Source organism: Pseudomonas sp. IT-P260, from assembly GCF_949768395.1.
Classification (GTDB): Bacteria; Pseudomonadota; Gammaproteobacteria; order Pseudomonadales; family Pseudomonadaceae; genus Aquipseudomonas; species Aquipseudomonas parakoreensis.
The window spans coordinates 353,364-372,753 of record NZ_CATKPO010000022.1; the positions used below are offsets into that span (position 1 = coordinate 353,364).

The 19,390-nt window shown below is 61.0% G+C and carries 20 protein-coding genes and 1 pseudogene; 11 read left to right on the plus strand and 10 right to left on the minus strand.

Features of this window, described 5'->3' with window-relative positions:
* Window positions 1-116 precede the first annotated feature (116 nt).
* The 3 genes from ACM6HV_RS12330 to ACM6HV_RS12340 form a co-directional block, all read right to left on the minus strand.
* Complete coding sequence (locus ACM6HV_RS12330) at window positions 117-1,025, minus strand: phasin family protein (RefSeq protein ID WP_414904304.1); 909 nt, start codon at window positions 1,023-1,025, stop codon at window positions 117-119.
* A gap of 10 nt (window positions 1,026-1,035) precedes the next feature.
* The gene (locus ACM6HV_RS12335; protein WP_041074948.1) at window positions 1,036-1,458 is read right to left on the minus strand and encodes a phasin family protein; all 423 of its coding nucleotides are present in this window, start codon (window positions 1,456-1,458) and stop codon (window positions 1,036-1,038) included.
* Between the two features lie 249 nt (window positions 1,459-1,707).
* Window positions 1,708-1,983 carry a polyhydroxyalkanoic acid system family protein gene (locus tag ACM6HV_RS12340; protein ID WP_414904305.1) on the minus strand — a complete coding sequence of 92 codons (276 nt, stop codon included), beginning with the start codon at window positions 1,981-1,983 and terminating at the stop codon, window positions 1,708-1,710.
* Between the two features lie 154 nt (window positions 1,984-2,137).
* Between ACM6HV_RS12340 and ubiE the strand changes: the two genes are divergently transcribed.
* The 11 genes and pseudogenes from ubiE (at window position 2,138) to ACM6HV_RS12395 (ending at window position 10,323) form a co-directional block, all read left to right on the plus strand.
* A complete protein-coding gene (gene ubiE / locus ACM6HV_RS12345; RefSeq protein ID WP_007961779.1) occupies window positions 2,138-2,908 on the plus strand; it encodes a bifunctional demethylmenaquinone methyltransferase/2-methoxy-6-polyprenyl-1,4-benzoquinol methylase UbiE in 771 nt (256 codons plus the stop codon).
* Entirely contained in the window at window positions 2,908-3,531 is a 624-nt protein-coding gene (locus tag ACM6HV_RS12350) for an SCP2 domain-containing protein (protein ID WP_414904306.1), read from the plus strand. The genes ubiE and ACM6HV_RS12350 overlap by 1 nt, the downstream gene beginning before the upstream one ends.
* On the plus strand, window positions 3,528-5,132 hold the full coding sequence (gene ubiB, locus ACM6HV_RS12355; protein WP_414904307.1) for a ubiquinone biosynthesis regulatory protein kinase UbiB: 1,605 nt from the start codon (window positions 3,528-3,530) through the stop codon (window positions 5,130-5,132). The genes ACM6HV_RS12350 and ubiB overlap by 4 nt, the downstream gene beginning before the upstream one ends.
* Before the next feature lie 80 nt (window positions 5,133-5,212).
* The gene (hisI, locus tag ACM6HV_RS12360; RefSeq protein WP_007909357.1) at window positions 5,213-5,614 is read left to right on the plus strand and encodes a phosphoribosyl-AMP cyclohydrolase; all 402 of its coding nucleotides are present in this window, start codon (window positions 5,213-5,215) and stop codon (window positions 5,612-5,614) included.
* On the plus strand, window positions 5,607-5,939 hold the full coding sequence (locus ACM6HV_RS12365; protein ID WP_007909355.1) for a phosphoribosyl-ATP diphosphatase: 333 nt from the start codon (window positions 5,607-5,609) through the stop codon (window positions 5,937-5,939). Before hisI ends, ACM6HV_RS12365 begins: the two co-directional genes overlap by 8 nt.
* A gap of 25 nt (window positions 5,940-5,964) precedes the next feature.
* Window positions 5,965-6,246: a twin-arginine translocase TatA/TatE family subunit gene (locus ACM6HV_RS12370; protein ID WP_414904308.1), complete on the plus strand. Its 282-nt coding sequence runs from the start codon at window positions 5,965-5,967 to the stop codon at window positions 6,244-6,246.
* A gap of 10 nt (window positions 6,247-6,256) precedes the next feature.
* Entirely contained in the window at window positions 6,257-6,721 is a 465-nt protein-coding gene (gene tatB, locus ACM6HV_RS12375; RefSeq protein ID WP_414904309.1) for a Sec-independent protein translocase protein TatB, read from the plus strand.
* The gene (gene tatC / locus ACM6HV_RS12380; protein ID WP_047290879.1) at window positions 6,718-7,509 is read left to right on the plus strand and encodes a twin-arginine translocase subunit TatC; all 792 of its coding nucleotides are present in this window, start codon (window positions 6,718-6,720) and stop codon (window positions 7,507-7,509) included. The genes tatB and tatC overlap by 4 nt, the downstream gene beginning before the upstream one ends.
* On the plus strand, window positions 7,506-8,213 hold the full coding sequence (locus tag ACM6HV_RS12385; protein WP_414904310.1) for a 16S rRNA (uracil(1498)-N(3))-methyltransferase: 708 nt from the start codon (window positions 7,506-7,508) through the stop codon (window positions 8,211-8,213). Before tatC ends, ACM6HV_RS12385 begins: the two co-directional genes overlap by 4 nt.
* A gap of 310 nt (window positions 8,214-8,523) precedes the next feature.
* Window positions 8,524-9,468: pseudogene (locus ACM6HV_RS12390) on the plus strand (methyl-accepting chemotaxis protein); the annotation flags it as partial.
* Window positions 9,469-9,609: 141 nt separating this feature from the next.
* Entirely contained in the window at window positions 9,610-10,323 is a 714-nt protein-coding gene (locus ACM6HV_RS12395) for a methyl-accepting chemotaxis protein (protein WP_414904472.1), read from the plus strand.
* Window positions 10,324-10,414: 91 nt separating this feature from the next.
* Here the strand turns inward: ACM6HV_RS12395 and ACM6HV_RS12400 are convergent, their stop codons facing one another.
* The 7 genes from ACM6HV_RS12400 to pip all read right to left on the minus strand — a co-directional run bounded on the left by ACM6HV_RS12400 (window position 10,415) and on the right by pip (window position 19,355).
* Window positions 10,415-11,149: an amino acid ABC transporter ATP-binding protein gene (locus ACM6HV_RS12400; RefSeq protein ID WP_041071506.1), complete on the minus strand. Its 735-nt coding sequence runs from the start codon at window positions 11,147-11,149 to the stop codon at window positions 10,415-10,417.
* Window positions 11,142-12,101, minus strand: a complete 960-nt coding sequence (locus ACM6HV_RS12405) for an amino acid ABC transporter permease (RefSeq protein WP_041071503.1) — start codon at window positions 12,099-12,101, stop codon at window positions 11,142-11,144. The genes ACM6HV_RS12400 and ACM6HV_RS12405 overlap by 8 nt, the downstream gene beginning before the upstream one ends.
* A 129-nt stretch (window positions 12,102-12,230) precedes the next feature.
* The gene (locus ACM6HV_RS12410) at window positions 12,231-13,028 is read right to left on the minus strand and encodes a transporter substrate-binding domain-containing protein (protein WP_095667758.1); all 798 of its coding nucleotides are present in this window, start codon (window positions 13,026-13,028) and stop codon (window positions 12,231-12,233) included.
* 266 nt (window positions 13,029-13,294) lie between these two features.
* Entirely contained in the window at window positions 13,295-15,865 is a 2,571-nt protein-coding gene (gene mdoH / locus ACM6HV_RS12415; RefSeq protein ID WP_145595950.1) for a glucans biosynthesis glucosyltransferase MdoH, read from the minus strand.
* Window positions 15,858-17,642, minus strand: coding sequence for a glucan biosynthesis protein G (locus ACM6HV_RS12420; protein WP_414904311.1), 1,785 nt, complete (start codon window positions 17,640-17,642; stop codon window positions 15,858-15,860). Before ACM6HV_RS12420 ends, mdoH begins: the two co-directional genes overlap by 8 nt.
* 307 nt (window positions 17,643-17,949) lie before the next feature.
* Complete coding sequence (dtd, locus tag ACM6HV_RS12425; RefSeq protein ID WP_041071491.1) at window positions 17,950-18,387, minus strand: D-aminoacyl-tRNA deacylase; 438 nt, start codon at window positions 18,385-18,387, stop codon at window positions 17,950-17,952.
* On the minus strand, window positions 18,384-19,355 hold the full coding sequence (pip, locus tag ACM6HV_RS12430) for a prolyl aminopeptidase (protein WP_003220824.1): 972 nt from the start codon (window positions 19,353-19,355) through the stop codon (window positions 18,384-18,386). Before pip ends, dtd begins: the two co-directional genes overlap by 4 nt.
* Window positions 19,356-19,390 lie beyond the last annotated feature (35 nt).

Sequence of the window (19,390 nt, forward strand, 5' to 3'; positions counted from 1 at the left end):
ACCGCTTTCGCGAGCAGGCTCGCTCCCACAGAAATCCAGGGTGGTTTGGAGATTGTCTGCACAAAACAAAAACGCCCGACCTTCACAGGCCGGGCGTTTTGTTTTGCCCTGAAAAATCAGGACTGACTGGTGGGTGTCGACGGCGTCGATGCAACAGTCGGGGTCGCTACCGGGGTCGGTGCAGCGGCGGAGTTCGACGCGCTGGCCGGGGTTGCCGGGGTAGCAGGTTTGGCCGCCGGAGCGGCCGGTTTTGGCGCGGCAGCTTTCGGCGCGGCCGGTTTTTTCACTGCCGGTTTTTTCGCCGCAGCCGGTTTCGCGGCTGGCTTGGCAGCAGGTTTTGCCGCTGCGGTTTTCGCTGCTGGCTTGGCGGCTGGTTTTGCCGCCGGTTTCGCAGCGGCTTTGGCGGCTACCGGTTTGGCTGCAGCTTTTGCTGCCGGCTTGGCGGCGGCGGTTTTAGCGGCAGGTTTGGCTGCTGCGGTTTTGGCTGCAGGCTTGGCCGCTGCTTTGGCAGCGGGTTTCGCCGCCGCTTTGGCCAGTGGTTTGGCGGTCGATTTGGCTGCCGATTTGGCTGCCGGTTTGGCCGCTGCAGTTTTCGCCGCGACCGGTTGGGTTTTCAGACCGGTGAGTTTCTCGATCTGCTTGGTCAGGGTTTCAACCTTGCTGTGCAGCGCTTTGACTTCATTGCGGCTTGGTACACCCAGGCGCGAAATCGCGCTGTTCAGGCGCTTGTCGAAAGCCCCTTCCAGCTCGTCCCACTTGCCCAGTGCGCGATCTTTCACGCCGCTGATGCGCGACTTGGCCGACGAAGCAGAGTCCTTGGCGGCATCGACTTTCTTGCCGACTGCCGACTTGGTGAGCTTCTCGGCTTTCTCGCCGTCTTTGACCAGTGACTCGAAGAGCTTGCTGCCGTCAGTGTCGATCTTCGAGTACACGCCTAAACCAGCCAGCCAGATTTTGCGGGAGTAGTCTTCGACTTTCCCAATCCACGAGCTGCCTTCTTTATCGGTGTTCTTTTTACCAGCCATCCCGTTCTCCTTAAGATTTACGCGCGACGCGTTCGAGCAATGCCGTCAGCTCATCGAGCTTAGCAGAGAGTGTCTCAACGTCATGTTTAGACGGAATGCCGATACGATTCAAGGCGCTTGCCACACGGGAGTCGAACGCCTTCTCGACCTTGTCGAGCTGAACTTCGACACGACCTTTGAACGAGCTGACTTCGCCCTTGGCTTCATCGATCTCGGCGTTAGCGGCTTCAAGTTTTTCGGTAACGGCTTTTTTGCCTTTCTTTTCAACAGTTTGACCAGCCTTGATCAACTCCTGAAAGTAGTCGCTGCCCTCTTGGCCGACCTTGGCGTAGGCACCCAGGCCTGCCAGCCAGATCTTGCGGGCATAGGATTTGACGTCGCTCAGAGCAGAAGTCGAAGCGTCGATTTTTTTCTTCAGAATGACTTTGGCCATGGTGCACCTCACGCGCAGAAGGTTTGAGGAACTGCCCGCAGATGTGTCGGGCTCAGGCACAAAGTAGGGAGAAAAATTAGAAACGGCACCCTAACAACTGACATAAACAGCGGGAGCACCACCAAACAAATGTGGGAGCGAGCCTGCTCGCGAATAAGGTGTATCAGTCAATATTCGAGTCGACTAACACACCGCTTTCGCGAGCAGGCTCGCTCCCACAAGGGATCTCGGGTTACCGAAAAATTGCGATCAGACCAGCGCTTTGTCCAGCGCCTTCTCGATCTCGGCTTTGATCATGCCGCTCATGGCCGACATCATGATGCCCAGCTCCACATCGACACGGATCGAATCGTCAGCCACATGCACCGCGCCTTTCACGCCCGAGCGCTTGAGGTTGAGCGTGTCGCCCAACCACTGCGGCTCCAGGCCATATTGATCGGAGAGTTTCTGCGCCAGCTTGTCGGCCTTCTCGCGGGCGGCTTCCTTGCCCAGGCTGTGGGCACGCTCAACACTGATTTTGGCCATTGAATGACTCCTGCTTGATGAATGGGTGTCGGTAAATCTTGACCGCGTCTGCGGCAAATCGTCCCGAAGGTTGCCCATCTTACCTTTAGCCATTCCAAGACAAAGCATGGCTTGGGGATTAGAATGTCGCGCATTCTCTTTTGGTGACAGCGATATGACTGATCAGCGCAAAGGCAGCGATGCCGAACCCACCACTCACTTCGGCTTCAAAAACGTTCCGGAAAGCCAGAAAGCGGAAAAAGTCGCTGAGGTTTTCCACTCGGTAGCCGCGAAATACGACCTGATGAACGACCTTCTGTCGGGCGGCATGCACCGTCTGTGGAAGCGTTTCGCGATCGAACTGTCCGGTGTGCGTGCAGGCAACCGCGTGCTCGACATCGCCGGCGGCACCGGTGACCTGACCAAAAAGTTCTCGCACCTCGTAGGCCCGACCGGCCAGGTGGTGCTGGCCGACATCAACGAATCGATGCTCAAGGTCGGTCGTGACCGCCTGCTGGATCTGGGTGTGTCGGGCAACGTCGAATTCGTCCAGGCCGATGCGGAAAAGCTGCCGTTCCCGGATAACCACTTCGACTGCGTGACCATCGCCTTCGGCCTGCGCAACGTGACGCATAAAGAAGACGCCCTGCGTTCGATGCTGCGCGTGCTCAAGCCCGGCGGCCGCCTGTTGGTGCTGGAGTTCTCCAAGCCGACCAACGCACTGATGTCCAAGGCGTACGACGCCTACTCGTTCGCCTTCATGCCACTGATGGGCAAGCTGATCACCAACGACTCGGAAAGCTATCGCTACCTGGCCGAATCGATCCGCATGCACCCGAATCAGGAAACCCTGAAGTCGATGATGGTCGACGCCGGTTTCGACCGCGTGACCTATCACAACATGACCGCAGGCATCGTCGCCCTGCACCGCGGCATCAAGCCCTGATGTTGCTCACCGGGCTGCTCGCCAGCGTCGAACTCGGTCTCAACCGGGTGCTGCGTCTCGACAGCACGGCGCTGCCGCGGCTGGCGCATCTGACTGGCAAAGTGATTGCCGTGGATTGCCGCAGCCCGGCGCTGCGACTGTTCATCCTGCCCAGCGATGAGGGCCTGATGCTTGCTTCAAACTGGGAAACCGGCGTCGACTGCACCCTGCGCGCACCCGCTTCCAGCCTGGTGAAACTGGCCGTGAGCAAAGACAAGACCGCGGTGCTGCACGCCCCGGAAGTCGAGCTCGATGGCGACAGTGGCGTGTTGCTGGAACTGGCCGGCGTGTTGCAGGACCTCGAGCTGGACTGGGAGTACGAACTCTCGCGCTGGCTCGGCCCGGTCGCCACGCAATTGGTCGGTGGCCATCTGCGCAGCCGCGCGCGCTGGTATCAACAAGGATTTGCCAGCCTCAACCAGAACCTCGCCGAATACCTCGCCGAAGAATCGCGCACCCTCGTCGGCCAGCGCGAAGCCGAAGCGCGGTTCAGCGAACTGGACCGGATCAAACTTGATCTGGAACGTCTCGAGGCGCGTTTCGAGCGCCTTTCCCGATCCCTCGACCCAAGCGATAACGCATGAAGCTGCTTGCCGTCCGCCGTCTGTTGCGCATCCAGCGCGTCGTGATCCGCTACCGCCTCGATGACCTGCTGTTCGAGCTGCCGTTGCCCTGGTTTCTCCTGGCGCTGCGCTACGTGCTGCCGTGGCGCTGGTTCCCGCGCAAACCGCTGGAGCTGAACCGTGGCGCGCGCCTGCGTCTGGCACTGCAGGATCTGGGGCCGATCTTCATCAAGTTCGGGCAGATTCTTTCGACCCGCCGTGACCTGCTGCCGGAAGACATCGCCGATGAGCTGATGCTGCTGCAGGACCGTGTGCCGCCGTTCGATTCGCAGCTGTCGATCAAACTGATCGAAGAACAGCTGGGCAAGAAAATCAGCGAAGTGTTCAGCCGTTTCGACGTCGAGCCGCTGGCCTCGGCCTCGGTGGCGCAGGTGCATGCTGCACAGCTGAAAAACGGCGAAGAAGTGGTGGTCAAGGTGATCCGCCCAGGCCTGAAACCGGTGATTGCCCAAGACCTGGCGTGGTTGTTCATCCTCGCCCGCGCCGCCGAAAAGATCTCCGCCGACGCCCGCCTGTTGCACCCGGTGGACGTGGTGCAGGACTACGAAAAAACCATCTACGACGAACTCGACCTGTTGCGTGAGGCGGCGAATGCCAGCCAGCTCAAGCGCAACTTCGAAGGCTCGCCGCTGCTTTACGTGCCGCAAGTCTATTGGGACTGGTGCCGGCCGAAAGTGCTGGTGATGGAGCGCATCTACGGGATTCAGGTAACGGATCTGGCGACCCTCGCCGACCAGCGCACCGACATGAAAATGCTCGCCGAGCGCGGCGTGGAGATCTTCTTCACCCAGGTGTTCCGCGACAGTTTCTTCCACGCCGACATGCACCCGGGCAACATCTTCGTCAGCACCGTCAACCCGTGGAGCCCGCAGTACATCGCGATCGACTGCGGCATCGTCGGCAGCCTGACCCCGGAAGACCAGGACTACCTGGCGCGCAACCTGTTCGCCTTCTTCAAGCGCGACTACCGCCGCGTCGCGCAATTGCACATCGATTCGGGCTGGGTGCCGGCGGAAACCAAACTCAACGAATTCGAAGCGGCGATCCGTACCGTGTGCGAGCCGATCTTCGAAAAACCGTTAAAAGATATTTCATTTGGCCAGGTGCTGATGCGCCTGTTCCAGACCGCGCGACGCTTCAACATGGAAGTGCAGCCGCAACTGGTGCTGCTGCAAAAGACCTTGCTGAACATCGAGGGCCTCGGGCGTCAGCTGTACCCGGATCTGGATCTGTGGAACACCGCACAACCGTTTCTCGAACGCTGGATGCGCGAGCGCGTCAGCCCGAAAGCCTTGATCGGCAACGTGCAGAGCCAGTTCGAACAGCTGCCGCACCTGGCCAACATGGCCCGCGATCTGCTCGAACGCATGTCCCAACCGCACGCCTACGACCCGCCGCCACCGTGGCACAAACGCAAGGACGACTGGTTCCTGCGCCTGCTCGGCAGTGCGCACCTGGCGGGCGGTACCATCCTCGCCGCCGGCGGCCCGCTGCACGAACTGGGGCATTGGCCGGCGGGCATCATGGTGGCCGTCGGCTTGTATCTGGTCGTTCGCCGATAGCCAGTTCGCTGATCGGCTGGCACACTGTTTCAACGCCTGAACCCGACTATTGAAGTGCGGGTTCGCTGTCGGAGTCGAAGATGAAAAACTGGCTGGACGAGATCAAGTGGGACGCCGATGGCCTGGTGCCGGCGATTGCCCAGGATCACAAGACCGGACGCGTGCTGATGATGGCCTGGATGAACCGTGAAGCGCTGGAACTGACCGCTGCGGAAAACCGTGCAATCTACTGGTCACGTTCCCGTGGCAAGCTGTGGCGCAAGGGCGAAGAGTCCGGCCACGTACAGACCCTGCATGAAATGCGTCTGGACTGTGACGCCGACGTGATCATCCTGATGGTCGAACAGATTGGCGACATCGCTTGCCATACCGGCCGTCAAAGCTGCTTTTACCGCGTCTTCGAAAACGGCGACTGGAAAACGGTCGATCCGGTTCTGAAAGACCCGCATGCAATCTACTCCGCAGGACACAAACATGAGTGACACCCTGACCCGCCTGGCCGAAGTGCTTGAAGAGCGCAAAGGCGCAGCGGCCGACAGCTCATATGTAGCTAGTCTGTATCACAAGGGCCTGAACAAGATTCTGGAGAAAGTCGGCGAAGAGTCGGTCGAAACCATTATTGCCGCCAAGGACGCCGCCATCAGCGGTGACTGCAGCGATGTGATCTACGAGACTGCCGACCTGTGGTTCCACAGCATGGTCATGCTCGCCCAACTGGGGCAGCATCCGCAGGCCGTGCTGGATGAACTGGATCGTCGCTTCGGCTTGTCCGGACACGTCGAGAAAGCCTCGCGTCCGTCCGCCTGAACAATTTTTAGAGAGGAACAGCAACATGGGCATTTTTGACTGGAAACACTGGATCGTCATTCTGGTAGTCGTGGTGCTGGTGTTCGGCACCAAGAAACTGAAAAACCTCGGCACCGACGTCGGCGAGTCGATCAAGGGCTTTCGCAAAGCCATGAACGATGACGAAAAGCCGGCCGCCGATCCGACCGTGACGCCTGCGCAGCCAGTACCACCGGTGCAGACGCAAGCCACCGCTCAGGCCAACCCGCCGCACACCATCGACGTGCAGGCGCAGAAAGTCGAAGAGCCGATCCGCAAAGACGTGTGAGCACTGACTAATGTTTGGTATCAGCTTCTCTGAACTGCTGCTCGTCGGCCTCGTCGCCCTGCTGGTGCTGGGCCCCGAGCGTCTGCCGGGCGCTGCGCGCACCGCCGGCCTGTGGGTCGGCCGGCTGAAGCGCAGCTTCAACGCGATCAAACAGGAAGTTGAACGTGAAATCGGTGCCGACGAGATTCGTCGGCAACTGCACAACGAGCACATCTTGTCGTTGGAGCAGGAGGCGCGGAAGATTTTCACGCCGGTTCAGCAGGAGCCGACCCCGGTTGAGCATGTGGGTGAGCAGACGATTCATGCGCCAGCCGCGCCAGCTGTAACAGCTCCGACACCTGCACCTGCCGCCGCTGTAGCGCCGCCAACCCCCGTGCAGGCTGCTACAGAAACCTCGGTTGAACACGTATCTCCAACCGCCGCGCCGATCACACCAGCGCCTCACGACTCTACTCTGCCGCCGCGAGCCCCATGAGCGATCTCCCCGAAAACGACCAGCACATGCCGCTGGTATCGCACCTCACCGAGTTGCGCACCCGTCTGCTGCGTTGTGTGGCGGCGGTGTTCATCATCTTCGCCGGGTTGTTCGCGTTCACCCAGCAGATCTACACCTTCGTCTCGACGCCGCTGCGCCAGTACCTGCCGGCCGGTGCGACGATGATCGCCACGGATGTGTCGTCACCGTTCCTCACGCCGCTGAAGCTGACGATGATGGTCTCGCTGTTCCTCGCGATTCCGGTGATCCTGCACCAGATCTGGGGTTTCATCGCGCCGGGCCTGTACAAGCATGAGAAGCGCGTCGCCGTGCCGCTGCTGGTGTCGAGCATTCTGCTGTTCTACACCGGCATGGCGTTCGCCTATTACTTCGTGTTCCCGCTGATCTTCAAGTTCTTCGCCGCGGCCACCCCGGCCGGCGTGGAAATGATGACCGACATCACCAGTTACCTCGACTTCGTGATGACGCTGTTCTTCGCCTTTGGCGTCGCGTTCGAAATCCCGGTGGCCGTGGTGCTGCTGGTGTGGATCGGCGTGGTCGACGTCAAATACCTGAAGAAGATCCGTCCGTACGTGATCATCGGCTGCTTCGTGGTCGGCATGATCCTCACCCCGCCGGACATCTTCTCGCAGACCCTGCTGGCCGTGCCGATGTGGATGCTGTTTGAAATCGGCATTCTGTTCGGCAGCCTGGTCAGCAAACGCGAACGCCCGGACGAAACGCCGGCTGACGATCACAACGACCAGCCGCCAGCGACCCAGGCATGAACCTGCTGTTGCTCGAAGAGGCCGACTTCATCGCGGCCGACCGCGTCGTGCTGCGCGACCGGCGGCTGACGCATATGCAGGAAGTGCATCGATCCGAAGTCGGCGACAGCCTGCGTGTCGGGCGCATCAATGGGCTGATGGGTTCGGCTGAACTGTTGCGCCTTGAGGCCGGTGAAGCCGAGTTGCGCGTCAGCCTCGATCAACCGCCACCGGCCAAGCTGCCGCTGACGCTGGTACTGGCCCTGCCGCGGCCGAAGATGTTGCGTCGGGTGTTCCAGACCGTGGCGACCATGGGCGTGTCGAAGGTGATTCTGGTCAACAGCTATCGCGTCGAGAAGAGCTTCTGGCAGACGCCGTTTCTGGAGCCGGAAGCGATTCGCGAGAATTTGATCCTCGGCCTCGAACAGGCCCGCGATACCGTGCTGCCGGACATCATCATCGAGAAGCGCTTCAAGCCGTTCGTCGAAGATCGACTGCCTGCGATAACCGAAGGCACCCTCGGCCTGGTCGGCCATCCCGGCAATTATCCGCCGTGCCCGCGCGCGTTGAGCGAACCGGTAACGCTGGCGATCGGCCCCGAAGGTGGCTGGATTCCTTACGAGATCGACTTGCTTGCCAAGTCCGGCCTGCAACCGGTGCAACTGGGCGAGCGCATCCTGCGCGTCGAAACCGCCGTCACCGCCCTCCTCGCCCGCCTGTTCTGACACACCTCTCCCTGTAGGAGCTGCCGCAGGCTGCGATCTTTTGATCTTGTTTTTTTAACAGCAAGATCAAAAGATCGCAGCCTGCGGCAGCTCCTACACAAGGGCGGTGTCGGACAATTCGGGTTACAGATTGCCATCACCCCGCCGATACAGTCCCCATAAGTCCAATTAGTGGTCCGAGGGGAGTCGTCGCATGTACCGTTGGTTAGCCGAGAATCTTGGAAACGTCAGCGTCAAACGCAAGCTGGGTATCGGTTTCGGCCTGGTGCTGTTGCTCACCCTGCTGATCACCTTCACCGGCTGGACCGGCATGAGCGGCATTATCAGCCGTGGCGACAAGCTCGGCTTCATCTCCAGCCTCAATGAACTGACCAAGGACCTGCGCCTGGCGCGTTTGGACTATGAAGCGCGTCGTGGCGAACAAGGCCCGGGCGCGGTCAACGAGTTGCTGACCAAACTCGCCAGCGGCTTGCAAACCGCGCGCGGCCTGATCGAGCAGCCCTCAGATGCGGCCATGGTCGATCAGCAACTGGCCGCTGTCGCCGAGTACAAACGCGCCTTCGCCGATATGACACAGGCCACCGTGCAGCGTGAGGACGCGCGCAGCAAGCTTGGCGCCAGTGCCGACAATGCCGTGGCCAAAGTCTCGGAAGTCGAGAAATCCATGCTGCAGGGTGACAGCGTCGCGCAATTCAACAGCGTGATCGAACTGAGCAAACTGTTGCAGCAAGCGCGCTATCAGGTGCGCGGCTACACCTACAGCGGCAAGGCCGAGGCGGAGCAACCAGCGCTGGACGCCATCGACAATGCACTGAAAAACCTCGACAGCCTGCCGGCGAAACTGCCCGAACAGCACATCGCCAACCTGCAACAGGCCACCGACTCGATCAAGGCTTATCGCGCGGCGGTCGCTCAGTTCCGCGACTCGCAGGTGAACAATGCCAAGGCCGGGGCAACCATGACGGCTCAGGGCGACATCCTCCTCGACGTCAGCAAGAAGCTCACCGAATCGCAAACCGTGGTGCGCGACACCGATGCCGCGCACGCCAAGAACCTGCTGATCATCGCCACCTTGCTCGCCTTAGCCTTCGGCTTGCTGGCCGCATGGGCGATCACCCGGCAGATCATCATTCCGCTGAACCAGACCCTGAAAGTCGCCGAACAAGTGGCCGCCGGCGACCTGACGCATAATCTGGTGTCGCAGCGCCGCGACGAACTCGGCCAGTTGCAGCGCTCGATGCAGAGCATGACCCAAGGCCTGCGCGAGTTGATTGGTGGCATCAGCGACGGCGTCACACAGATCGCCAGTGCCGCCGAAGAACTGTCGGCGGTGACCGAACAGACCAGCGCCGGGGTCAACAATCAGAAAGTCGAGACCGACCAGGTCGCCACTGCCATGAACGAAATGGCTGCCACGGTGCAGGAAGTCGCGCGCAACGCCGAGGAAGCTTCGGAAGCGGCCGTCGCTGCTGACCAGCAGGCCCGCGAAGGCGACAAGGTGGTCGGTGAAGCCATCGCGCAGATCGAGCGCCTCGCGGCCGAGGTTGGCCACTCCACCGAGGCCATGGGCGAACTCAAGCGCGAGAGCGACAAGATCGGCAGCGTGCTCGACGTGATCAAGTCGGTGGCCCAGCAAACCAACCTGCTTGCGCTCAACGCCGCCATCGAGGCGGCGCGTGCCGGTGAAGCCGGGCGTGGCTTTGCGGTGGTCGCCGATGAAGTGCGCAGCCTCGCCCAGCGCACGCAGAAGTCCACCGAAGAGATCGAAGAGCTGATCGTCGGCCTGCAGACCGGCACCCAGCAAGTGGCGACGATCATGGACAACAGCCGCAGCCTGACCGACAGCAGCGTCGAACTGACCCGCCGTGCCGGTGGCTCGCTGGAAAGCATCACCCGTACCGTGTCGGCGATTCAGGCGATGAACCAGCAGATCGCCGCGGCGGCAGAGCAGCAGAGCGCCGTGGCTGAAGAGATCAACCGCAGCGTGCTGAATGTGCGGGATGTGTCGGATCAGACGTCGGCGGCGAGTGAAGAGACGGCGGCTTCCAGCGTTGAGCTGGCGCGCTTGGGGACGCATCTGCAGATGCTGGTGGGGCGGTTCAAGGTCTAACCGTCACAGCAAAAGATCGCAGCCTTCGGCAGCTCCTACAGGTGTACACATGACTCTGTAGGAGCTGCCGAAGGCTGCGATCTTTTTTGCTTTACAGGACCTGACGCAGGAAAGCCTGAGCCCGCGGATCCTTCGGCGCATCGAAGAACTCCGCCGGGGACGCATCTTCCAGCAATTTGCCGTGATCGAAGAACAGCACCCGATCCGCCACTTCCCGGGCGAAGCCCATTTCGTGCGTGACGCAGACCATGGTCATGCCTTCCACGGCCAGGTTCTTCATCACGTCCAGCACTTCACCGACCATTTCCGGGTCGAGGGCCGAAGTCGGCTCGTCGAACAGCATCACTTTCGGGTCCATCGCCAGCGCCCGGGCAATCGCCACGCGCTGTTGCTGACCGCCGGACAGACGTGACGGGTATTCGCGGGCTTTTTGCGCGATACCGACCTTCTCCAGCAACGCCAAAGCCTTGGCCTCACTTTCCTTCTGCCCGCGCTTGCGCACGACTTTCTGCGCCAGGCAGAGGTTTTCCAGCACGGTCATGTGCGGGAACAGGTTGAAATGCTGGAAGACCATGCCGACTTCGCGGCGGTAGGCGTTGACGTCGGTTTTCGGGTCGGCCAGTTGCAGGCCGTCGATGCTCACCGAACCCGAGTCGAACGCTTCCAGGCCATTGAGGCAGCGCAGGAAGGTCGATTTACCGGAGCCGGACGGGCCGATCACCACCAGCACTTCGCCCTTGGCCACCGTGGTGGTGACGTTATCCACCGCCCGCACTACCTGACCACGGGTGTCGAAGACTTTTACCAGATCGCGGACTTCAATCACTTTGCGCGAGCCTCCGCTCAAGCCGGCTGGCGATTTTCGACAGCGGCAGGTTGATCAACAGGTACAGGCCGGCAACGCAGAACAGGATTTCAAACGGCGAGAACGAGGTGGTGATAACTTCACGGCCGCTTTTCAGCAGCTCGGTAATCGCGATCACCGACACCAGCGAGGTGTCCTTGACCAGACTGATGAACTGCCCGGCCAGCGGTGGCAGCACGCGTTTGAACGCTTGCGGCAGCACCACATGGCGCATCGACTGGCCAGCACTCAGACCCAACGAGCGGGCCGCTTCGTTCTGGCCACGGGCAATCGACTGCACACCGGAGCGGATGATCTCGGCCACGTAGGCACCGGTGAACAGCGACAACGCGGCGATCCCGGCGAACTCCCGGGACAGGTTCATCACCGTGCCGATGAAGAAGTAGAAAATGAAGATCTGCACCAGCAGCGGCGTGCCGCGCACCAGTTCGACGTAGATGCTCGACAGGTCGCGCAGGGTCGGGTTGCTCGACAAGCGGCACAGCCCGGTGACCAGACCGATCAGCAGACCGAGTACGCCGGACACCACCGACAGCCACAGCGTGGTCCAAAGGCCCCACAGCAGCGGCCCTGCCGCCCAATGCCGGGTCACGCCTACGACGTCACCTTCGGCCACATCGTCGCCCTGAGCGAATTGCAGGCTGTTTTCGTCGACGGTCAGGTGCTGCTCGTCACCGGCGTCGTTGCGCAGGGTGACCTGCGCGCTGCCGCCCTTGCGCACCAGTTCGGTGACGGTGGAGATGTCGCTGGCGCGCTGGGACTCTTCGGCCTGATAGGCGAAGTACTGCGGCACGCGGTTCCAGCGCCATTCGTAGGACATCAGCGACGTGGCGTAATACAACGCGCCCGCCAGGCCGACCAGCACCAGCACGGTCAGGACGTGCCAGGGCCATTGGGCTTTTTTCTGTTTCATTGCAGGTTCCGGAATTTTTGTTGCTCTGGGGGACCTCTTCGCGAGCAGGCTCGCTCCCACAGCGGAATGCATTCCAATGTGGGAGCGAGCCTGCTCGCGAATGGGGCAACTCGGTCTATGCGACCGGGCTTATTCCATGTCCTTGAGCCACTCGGTGCTCTTGAACCACTTGTCATGGATGCGATCGTAAGTGCCGTCTTCGTGGATCTGGTGCAGGAAGTTATTGATGAAGTTGAGGCTGTCGTAATCACCCTTCTTCAGACCGAAGGCCAGCGGCTCGTAGGTGAACGGCTTGTCGAGGAACACCAGTTTGCCGGCGCCGACCTTGTTCACCGCGACCACGTTGTACGGCGCGTCGTAGATGAACGCGTCGGCCTTGCCGTTGACCACGTCGAGCACGGCTTCCTGCTCGTTGTCGTAGCCGTGGTACTTGGCTTTGGCGATCAGCTTCTTGGCGACCATCTCACCGGTGGTGCCGAGCTTGGAGGTGATGCGGTAGTCGGCGGTGTTCAGGTCTTTATAGGACTTGATGGTGCCTTCCAGCTCCTTGCGGATCAGCAGGGTCTGGCCGACCACGATGAACGGTTCGCTGAAGTTCAGGCGCAGGTTGCGTTCCTGAGTCAGAGTCATGCCGCTGCCGATCATGTCGAACTTGTCGGTCATCAGCGCCGGGATGATCCCGTCATAACCGGTGGAGACCAGTTCCAGCTTGACGCCCATGGCCTTGGTCATGGCTTTGAGGATGTCGACTTCGAAGCCGATGATCTCGCCGCGCTTGTTGGTCATTTCGAACGGCATGTAGGTCGGATCCATACCGACTTTCAACGTGCCGCGCTTGACCGCGTCATCGATTGCACCGGCGTGCGCCGCATTGACTGCAACCAGTGCCGTGACGCCGACCAGCAGCATCGACAGATACTTCTTCATCTTCAAGTCCCCAAAACCATTGCATGTGCGGCGCGAAAAACAGCCGTGATGAGCAAAAATGCCCAGGTGCGCCAATTCGGGGACGGATGCTAACGCACTCGTCCGTTTGCACAAGGTTTTTTGCGGCGATTTGTTGTTGCGGGGAGGGTTTTAAAAGCAAAAGATCGCAGCCTTCGGCAGCTCCTACAGGTGTACACATAACCCTGTAAGAGCTGCCGAAGGCTGCGATCTTTTAAAAAAAAGCCCCGCATTGGCGGGGCTTTTTCTTAAGCCGGTTGCGCCTGCAAGCTCACAGGCTTGAGCGGCAGCAGCGGCGCGTGGGGATCGGCTTTCACCGAAGCGCGCCAGGCATCCAGCCACTCGGCGTGACCTTCGGCCCACACCTGCTCGTGCAGACGGGCCAGGGCCACCGGATCGCTCAGCAGTTGCAGGCGATCATGGTTGTTCAGCCCGGCCGGACCGACCTTGATCGCGTGACGCACACGCTCCTGACGCAGCCACTCGATCGGCTCGGCCTGACCGTGACGGGCCGTCGCCAGCGAACACGCCAAAGCGTTCTGCTGTGGATCGACCACCGCACGAATAAAGCCGTCGTTCAGTGCGTGCCAGCGGTTCTCGTGGGTGTACTGGTCGGTCGCCAGCAGCGCCTGTGGCGGATTGTATTCCTCAGGGATGAGGAACAGGCTCTCGTCACGGGACTTGAGGCCCAGACCGACACGACTGGAAATCACCGACACCGGAATCGACAGCATCAGCGAACCGACGATCGGCACCAGCCACCACAGGAAGCTCGGGTTCAGCCAGATCACCAGCAGCGCCCAGCAGAAACCCAGCAAGGTCTGCGGACCGTGGCGCTTGACCGCCTCGCTCCATGGCGTGGAGTCGTCGTCACGCTGCGGCGAGTTCCAGGTCGCGGCCCAGCCGAGGAACGCGGCCAGGACGAAACGGGTGTGGAAAATCATCCGCACCGGTGCCAGCAGCATGGAGAACAGCATCTCCAGCAGCATCGACAGGGTCACCTTGAACTTGCCACCGAACTCTTTCGCGCCCTTGGCCCAGATCAGGATGATGCTCAACAGTTTCGGCAGGAACAGCAGCACAATGGTCGTCGAGAACAGCGCGATCGCCTTGTCCGGGTGCCATTGCGGCCACAGCGGATAAAGCTGACGCGGTTCAAGGAAGTACTGTGGCTCCATCAGCGTGTTCACCGCCAGCAGCGCAGTCGACAGCACCAGGAAGAAGAACCACAACGGCGCCGACAGGTACGACATCACGCCAGTCAGGAACACCGCACGGTGCACCGGGTGCATGCCCTTGACCAGGAACAGGCGGAAGTTCATCAGGTTGCCGTGGCACCAGCGACGGTCACGCTTGAGTTCGTCGAGCAGGTTCGGCGGCAGTTCTTCGTAGCTGCCCGGCAGATCGTAGGCAATCCACACGCCCCAACCGGCACGACGCATCAGCGCGGCTTCAACGAAGTCGTGAGACAGGATCGCCCCGGAGAACGCACCTTTGCCCGGCAACGGCGCCAGGGCGCAGTGGTCGATGAACGGCTTCATGCGGATGATCGCGTTGTGACCCCAGTAGTGGGATTCACCCAACTGCCAGAAGTGCAGACCGGCGGTAAACAGCGGACCGTACACGCGGGTGGCGAACTGCTGCATGCGCGCATACAGCGTGTCCATGCCCGACGCACGTGGCGCGGTCTGGATGATCCCGGCGTCCGGCGTGGCCTCCATCAGGCGTACCAGACTGGTCAGGCACTCGCCGCTCATCACCGAGTCGGCGTCGAGCACGACCATGTACTTGTAGTCACCGCCCCAACGACGGCAGAAGTCGTCGAGGTTGCCGCTCTTGCGTTTCACACGACGGCGACGGCGGCGATAGAAGATCTTGCCGAAGCCCTTGGCTTCGCGGCAGACGTCCAGCCAGGCCTGTTGCTCGGCGACGCAGATATCGGTGTCGTTACTGTCGCTGAGGACGAAGAAGTCGAAGCGATCCAGATCACCGGTGGCCGCGACCGATTCGAAGGTGGCGCGCAGACCGGCGAATACCCGGGGCACGTCTTCGTTGCAGATCGGCATCACCAGCGCAGTACGGGCGTCCTTCGGAATCGGCTCGTTGCCAGCGCTTTTGCCGGAGATACGGTATTTGTCGTGACCGGTGAGCAACTCGAGGAAGCCCATCAGCGCCGTCCAGAAGCCGGCCGACACCCAGCAGAACAGAATCCCGAACAGAATCAGGATGCTGGTTTGCAGCGCATACGGCAGCACTTGCGTGGCGGTTTGCAGCAGCGGCTGGTGCAGGACCTCTTCAAGATCGACAAACGACCAGCCCTGGTACGGCATGATGCCTTTCATGTACCAGCCGGCGACGATGGTCTGGCCGAGCATCAGCAGCAACAGAATGTAGCGGCGGATCGAACCGACCGTGCGCCAGCGCGCGGCCGGCAACACGTTCGCATCTTTCGGCGGCTGTGGCGGGTTGGTGCGCCCGGTCAGGCGGCGCCAGCCACGCACCAGAATATTGGTGCGCCATGGCTCCGGCACGACTTTGGTCCGACGGATGGGCGGCGTCGCCTTCATGCTGACCCGACCGCTGGCGTCGAGCACCAGCATTTCCGCCTCTTCCAGTTCCTCGGCGGTGCTCAGGGTCAGGCGCTTGCCCACCGAAGCCTGGGCGGCTTCGGCAGGGGCGTCGAACGTTGGCGACGACAGGCGCTGGTGCAGTTCGCTGAAAGACTGGCAGCCCGCGAGTTCCGCGCGCTGCTCGTCGGTCATCGGCAGATGCGCCAGATACTCCGACAGAGTTTCTGGCTGTACTTGAGAGTTACTCATCGGCAGGCAACTGATAGCTCCAGGTCTCGGTCAGGACTTCTTCAGTCGGTGCCGATTCCGGTGTGGCTGGGGCCGCGTTCGCAGCCGCTGGCTGCTTGGCGTCTTTGGTGGCCTTGTCCTTGGCATCTGCGGCGGGCTTGGCGTCGGCCTGTTTGGCTTCAGCGGCCTTGGCTTCCTTGTCTTCCTTCTCTTGTTGCTTGGCGGCGATCTTGTCAGCCTTGGCCACCGACGAATTCGACGCCGGTACCGAAGATTTGGCCAGATCAGCGGTAACCACTGGCTGGACCAGGGCAGCACGCATCTCGGTGGACTTGCTCGCGTCCTTGATCTTCATCCGCAGGGTCAGGCGCCAGCCCTTGGTTTCCGGGTTGTAGCGCACGCTGTTCTCGACCAGCTCGGCGTTATCGCCAACGCTGACCTGACTGCGTACGTCGGCATCCGGCGCCAGGGCTGCCAGCGATGGACCTTCGAAGTCGACCAGGTAGGCGACACTGCCGTCCGGCTGACGGATCAGGTTCGACTGCTTGACGTCACCGGTCGAACGCAGGGTCTGCTTGACCCAGGCGCTGTCCGGGGCGTGAATCGCCGCTTCGTCCATGGTCCAGTGCAGACGGTAGGCGAAGTCCAGCGGCTTGCCTGGCTCCGGCATGGTTTCCGGGCTCCAGAACGCAACGATGTTGTCGTTGGTTTCGTCGGCGGTCGGAATCTCTACCAGATCAACGGTGCCCTTGCCCCACTCGCCCTTCGGCTCGATCCAGGCGCTTGGGCGCTTGTCGTAGCGGTCGTCGAGGTCTTCGTAGTGGCTGAAATCACGGCCACGCTGCAGCAGACCGAAACCACGCGGGTTCTCGACGCTGAAGTTGCTCACGGCCAAGTGTTTCGGGTTGTTCAGCGGACGCCAGATCCACTCGCCGTTGCCGGCATGGATCGACAGACCACTGGAATCGTGCAGTTCACGACGGTAGTTAAGGACTTTCGACGGCTGGTTGGCGCCGAACAGGAACATGCTGGTCAACGGCGCGATGCCCAGTTTGCCGACCTTGTCACGCAGGAACATCTGCGCCTTGACGTCGACAATGGTGTCGCTGCCCGGACGCAGGATCAGACGGTAGGCACCGGTGGCACGCGGCGAATCGAGCAGGGCGAAGATCACCAGATGCTTGTCGCCCGGTTTCGGCTGCTGAATCCAGAACTCGCGGAAACGCGGAAACTCTTCGCCCGACGGCAGCGCGGTGTCGATCGCCAGACCACGGGCCGACAGACCGTAGGTGTGACCCTTGCCGACGACGCGGAAGTAGCTCGCGCCAAGCATGGTCATGATTTCGTCTTGCTTGTCGGCCTTGTTGATCGGGTACAGCACACGGAAACCGGCGTAGCCCAGCTGCTCGGTGGCCTTCGGATCGAACTTGAGGTCGCCGAAATCGAAACGGGTCGGATCGTATTTGATCTCTTCGACGGTGTTCGCCGTGATTTCGTTGATTTTCACCGGCGTATCGAAGTGCATGCCCTGGTGATAAAAGGACAGCTTGAACGGGGTCTTCTGATCGGCCCACTCAGCCTTTTCGGTGAGGAAGCGGATTTTCTGATAGTCCGCGAATTTCATGTCGCGGAATTCGTTCGGCAGGTTGCTGCGCGGGGCTTCGAATTTCTGCCCGGCGAGCTCTTTAGCCTTGGCTGATACATCGTCAAGATTGAACGCCCAAAGCTGGCCGGCGCTGAGCAGGCACAGGAGCGCCGAACCCGCTACCAGGGCACTTCGCATGCGTTTGGCAGACATTTTTGCTGCATTACAGGGACTAACAATCACGAGCAACCCTCGCCGAAAACAGATCAAAAAACCAACGGCCAGCTATCTATATGCCAGGTTGGCGAGCATTGTTCCGACTCCGCTGGGGCAAAATGATTCCCCAATCGGATCCAGACAAGTCTCTACCTAAGTCAAAAATGGACCAGCGAACGCTGATCCCCATAGCGCGCGATTATCTAGTAGCCCGCGTGACAACGCATCAGGGGTAACAAAGTATTTATCGCGAAAAACGCCTGTTTTCAGTCGAAAAGCCCTAGAAAAGATGTTTCAAGCGCTTTCATGTCTGTAACAGGAAGGTTACCGGGCCATCGTTGACCAGGTGCACCTGCATATCCGCGCCGAATCTACCTGATGCCACAGTGCCATGCATCTGTTTCGCTTTGCTGAATAGATAGTCGAACAATTCCTCGCCCAATGCCGGAGGGGCTGCGGTCGAGAAACTCGGACGCAACCCGCTCTTGGTGTCGGCAGCCAGGGTGAACTGAGAGACCAGCAGCAACCCGCCGCCCACATCCGCCAGGGACAGATTCATCTTGCCCTCGGCGTCACTGAATACCCGATAGTTAAGCAGCTTATGCAGAAGTTTGTCGGCACTGGCACGGGTGTCGTCGGGTTCGACCGCCACCAGCACCAGCAAACCCTGATCCACCGCGCCGACTATTTCTCCCGCGACTTCGACCCGCGCACCGCGCACGCGCTGTAGCAGCCCCTTCATGCTTCTTCAGGCGGCAGATCGAGCAGGCGGCGGGCCATGTTGCTCGCGGCACGCACCAGCGCGTCGGTAATGCCTGGCTCGGAGGCGGCGTGGCCAGCATCGCGAATCACCTGCAGCTCGCTGTTCGGCCAGGCCTGATGCAATTCCCAGGCGTTGTCCAGCGGACAGATCACGTCGTAGCGACCGTGAATGATCACCCCCGGCAGATGAGCGATCTTGCCCATGTCGCGGATCAGCTGGTTCGGCTCGAGGAACGCATTGTTGGTGAAGTAGTGGCATTCGATCCGCGCGATCGACAGGGCGCGCTGCGGCTCGGAGAAACGGTCGACCACCAGCGGGTTCGGCCGCAGGGTCGCGGTGCGCCCTTCCCACGTCGACCAGGCCTTGGCCGCGTGCATCTGGGCGATCTGATCATTACCGACCAGGCGCTTGTGGAAAGCGCTGAGCAGATCGTCGCGCTCGTCCAGCGGGATCGGCGCGATGTAGTCCTGCCAGTAATCAGGAAACAGACGGCTGGCACCGGCCTGATAGAACCACTCGATTTCCTGCGGACGGCAGAGAAAGATCCCACGCAGGATCAGACCGTGAACACGCTCCGGGTGGGTTTGCGCGTAGGCCAGCGCCAGGGTTGAACCCCACGAACCGCCAAACAGCACCCATTTGTCGATGCCCAAGTGCTTGCGGATACGCTCGAGGTCGGCGACCAGATCCCAGGTGGTGTTGTTTTCCAGGCTGGCGTGGGGCGTGGAGCGTCCGCAGCCGCGCTGGTCGAAGGTGACAATGCGATACAGATTCGGGTCGAAATAGCGACGGCTCTGCGCGTCGCAACCGGCGCCGGGACCACCGTGGATGAACACCACCGGCAAGCCTTCCGGCGAACCGCTTTCGTCGACGTACAGCGTGTGGGTGTCATCGACAGCCAGATCGTGCCGGGCATGGGGTTTGATCTGCGGAAACAATGTCTGCATTGCGTGCTCCGTAAGGGGTCGAGGTCATCCCTGGG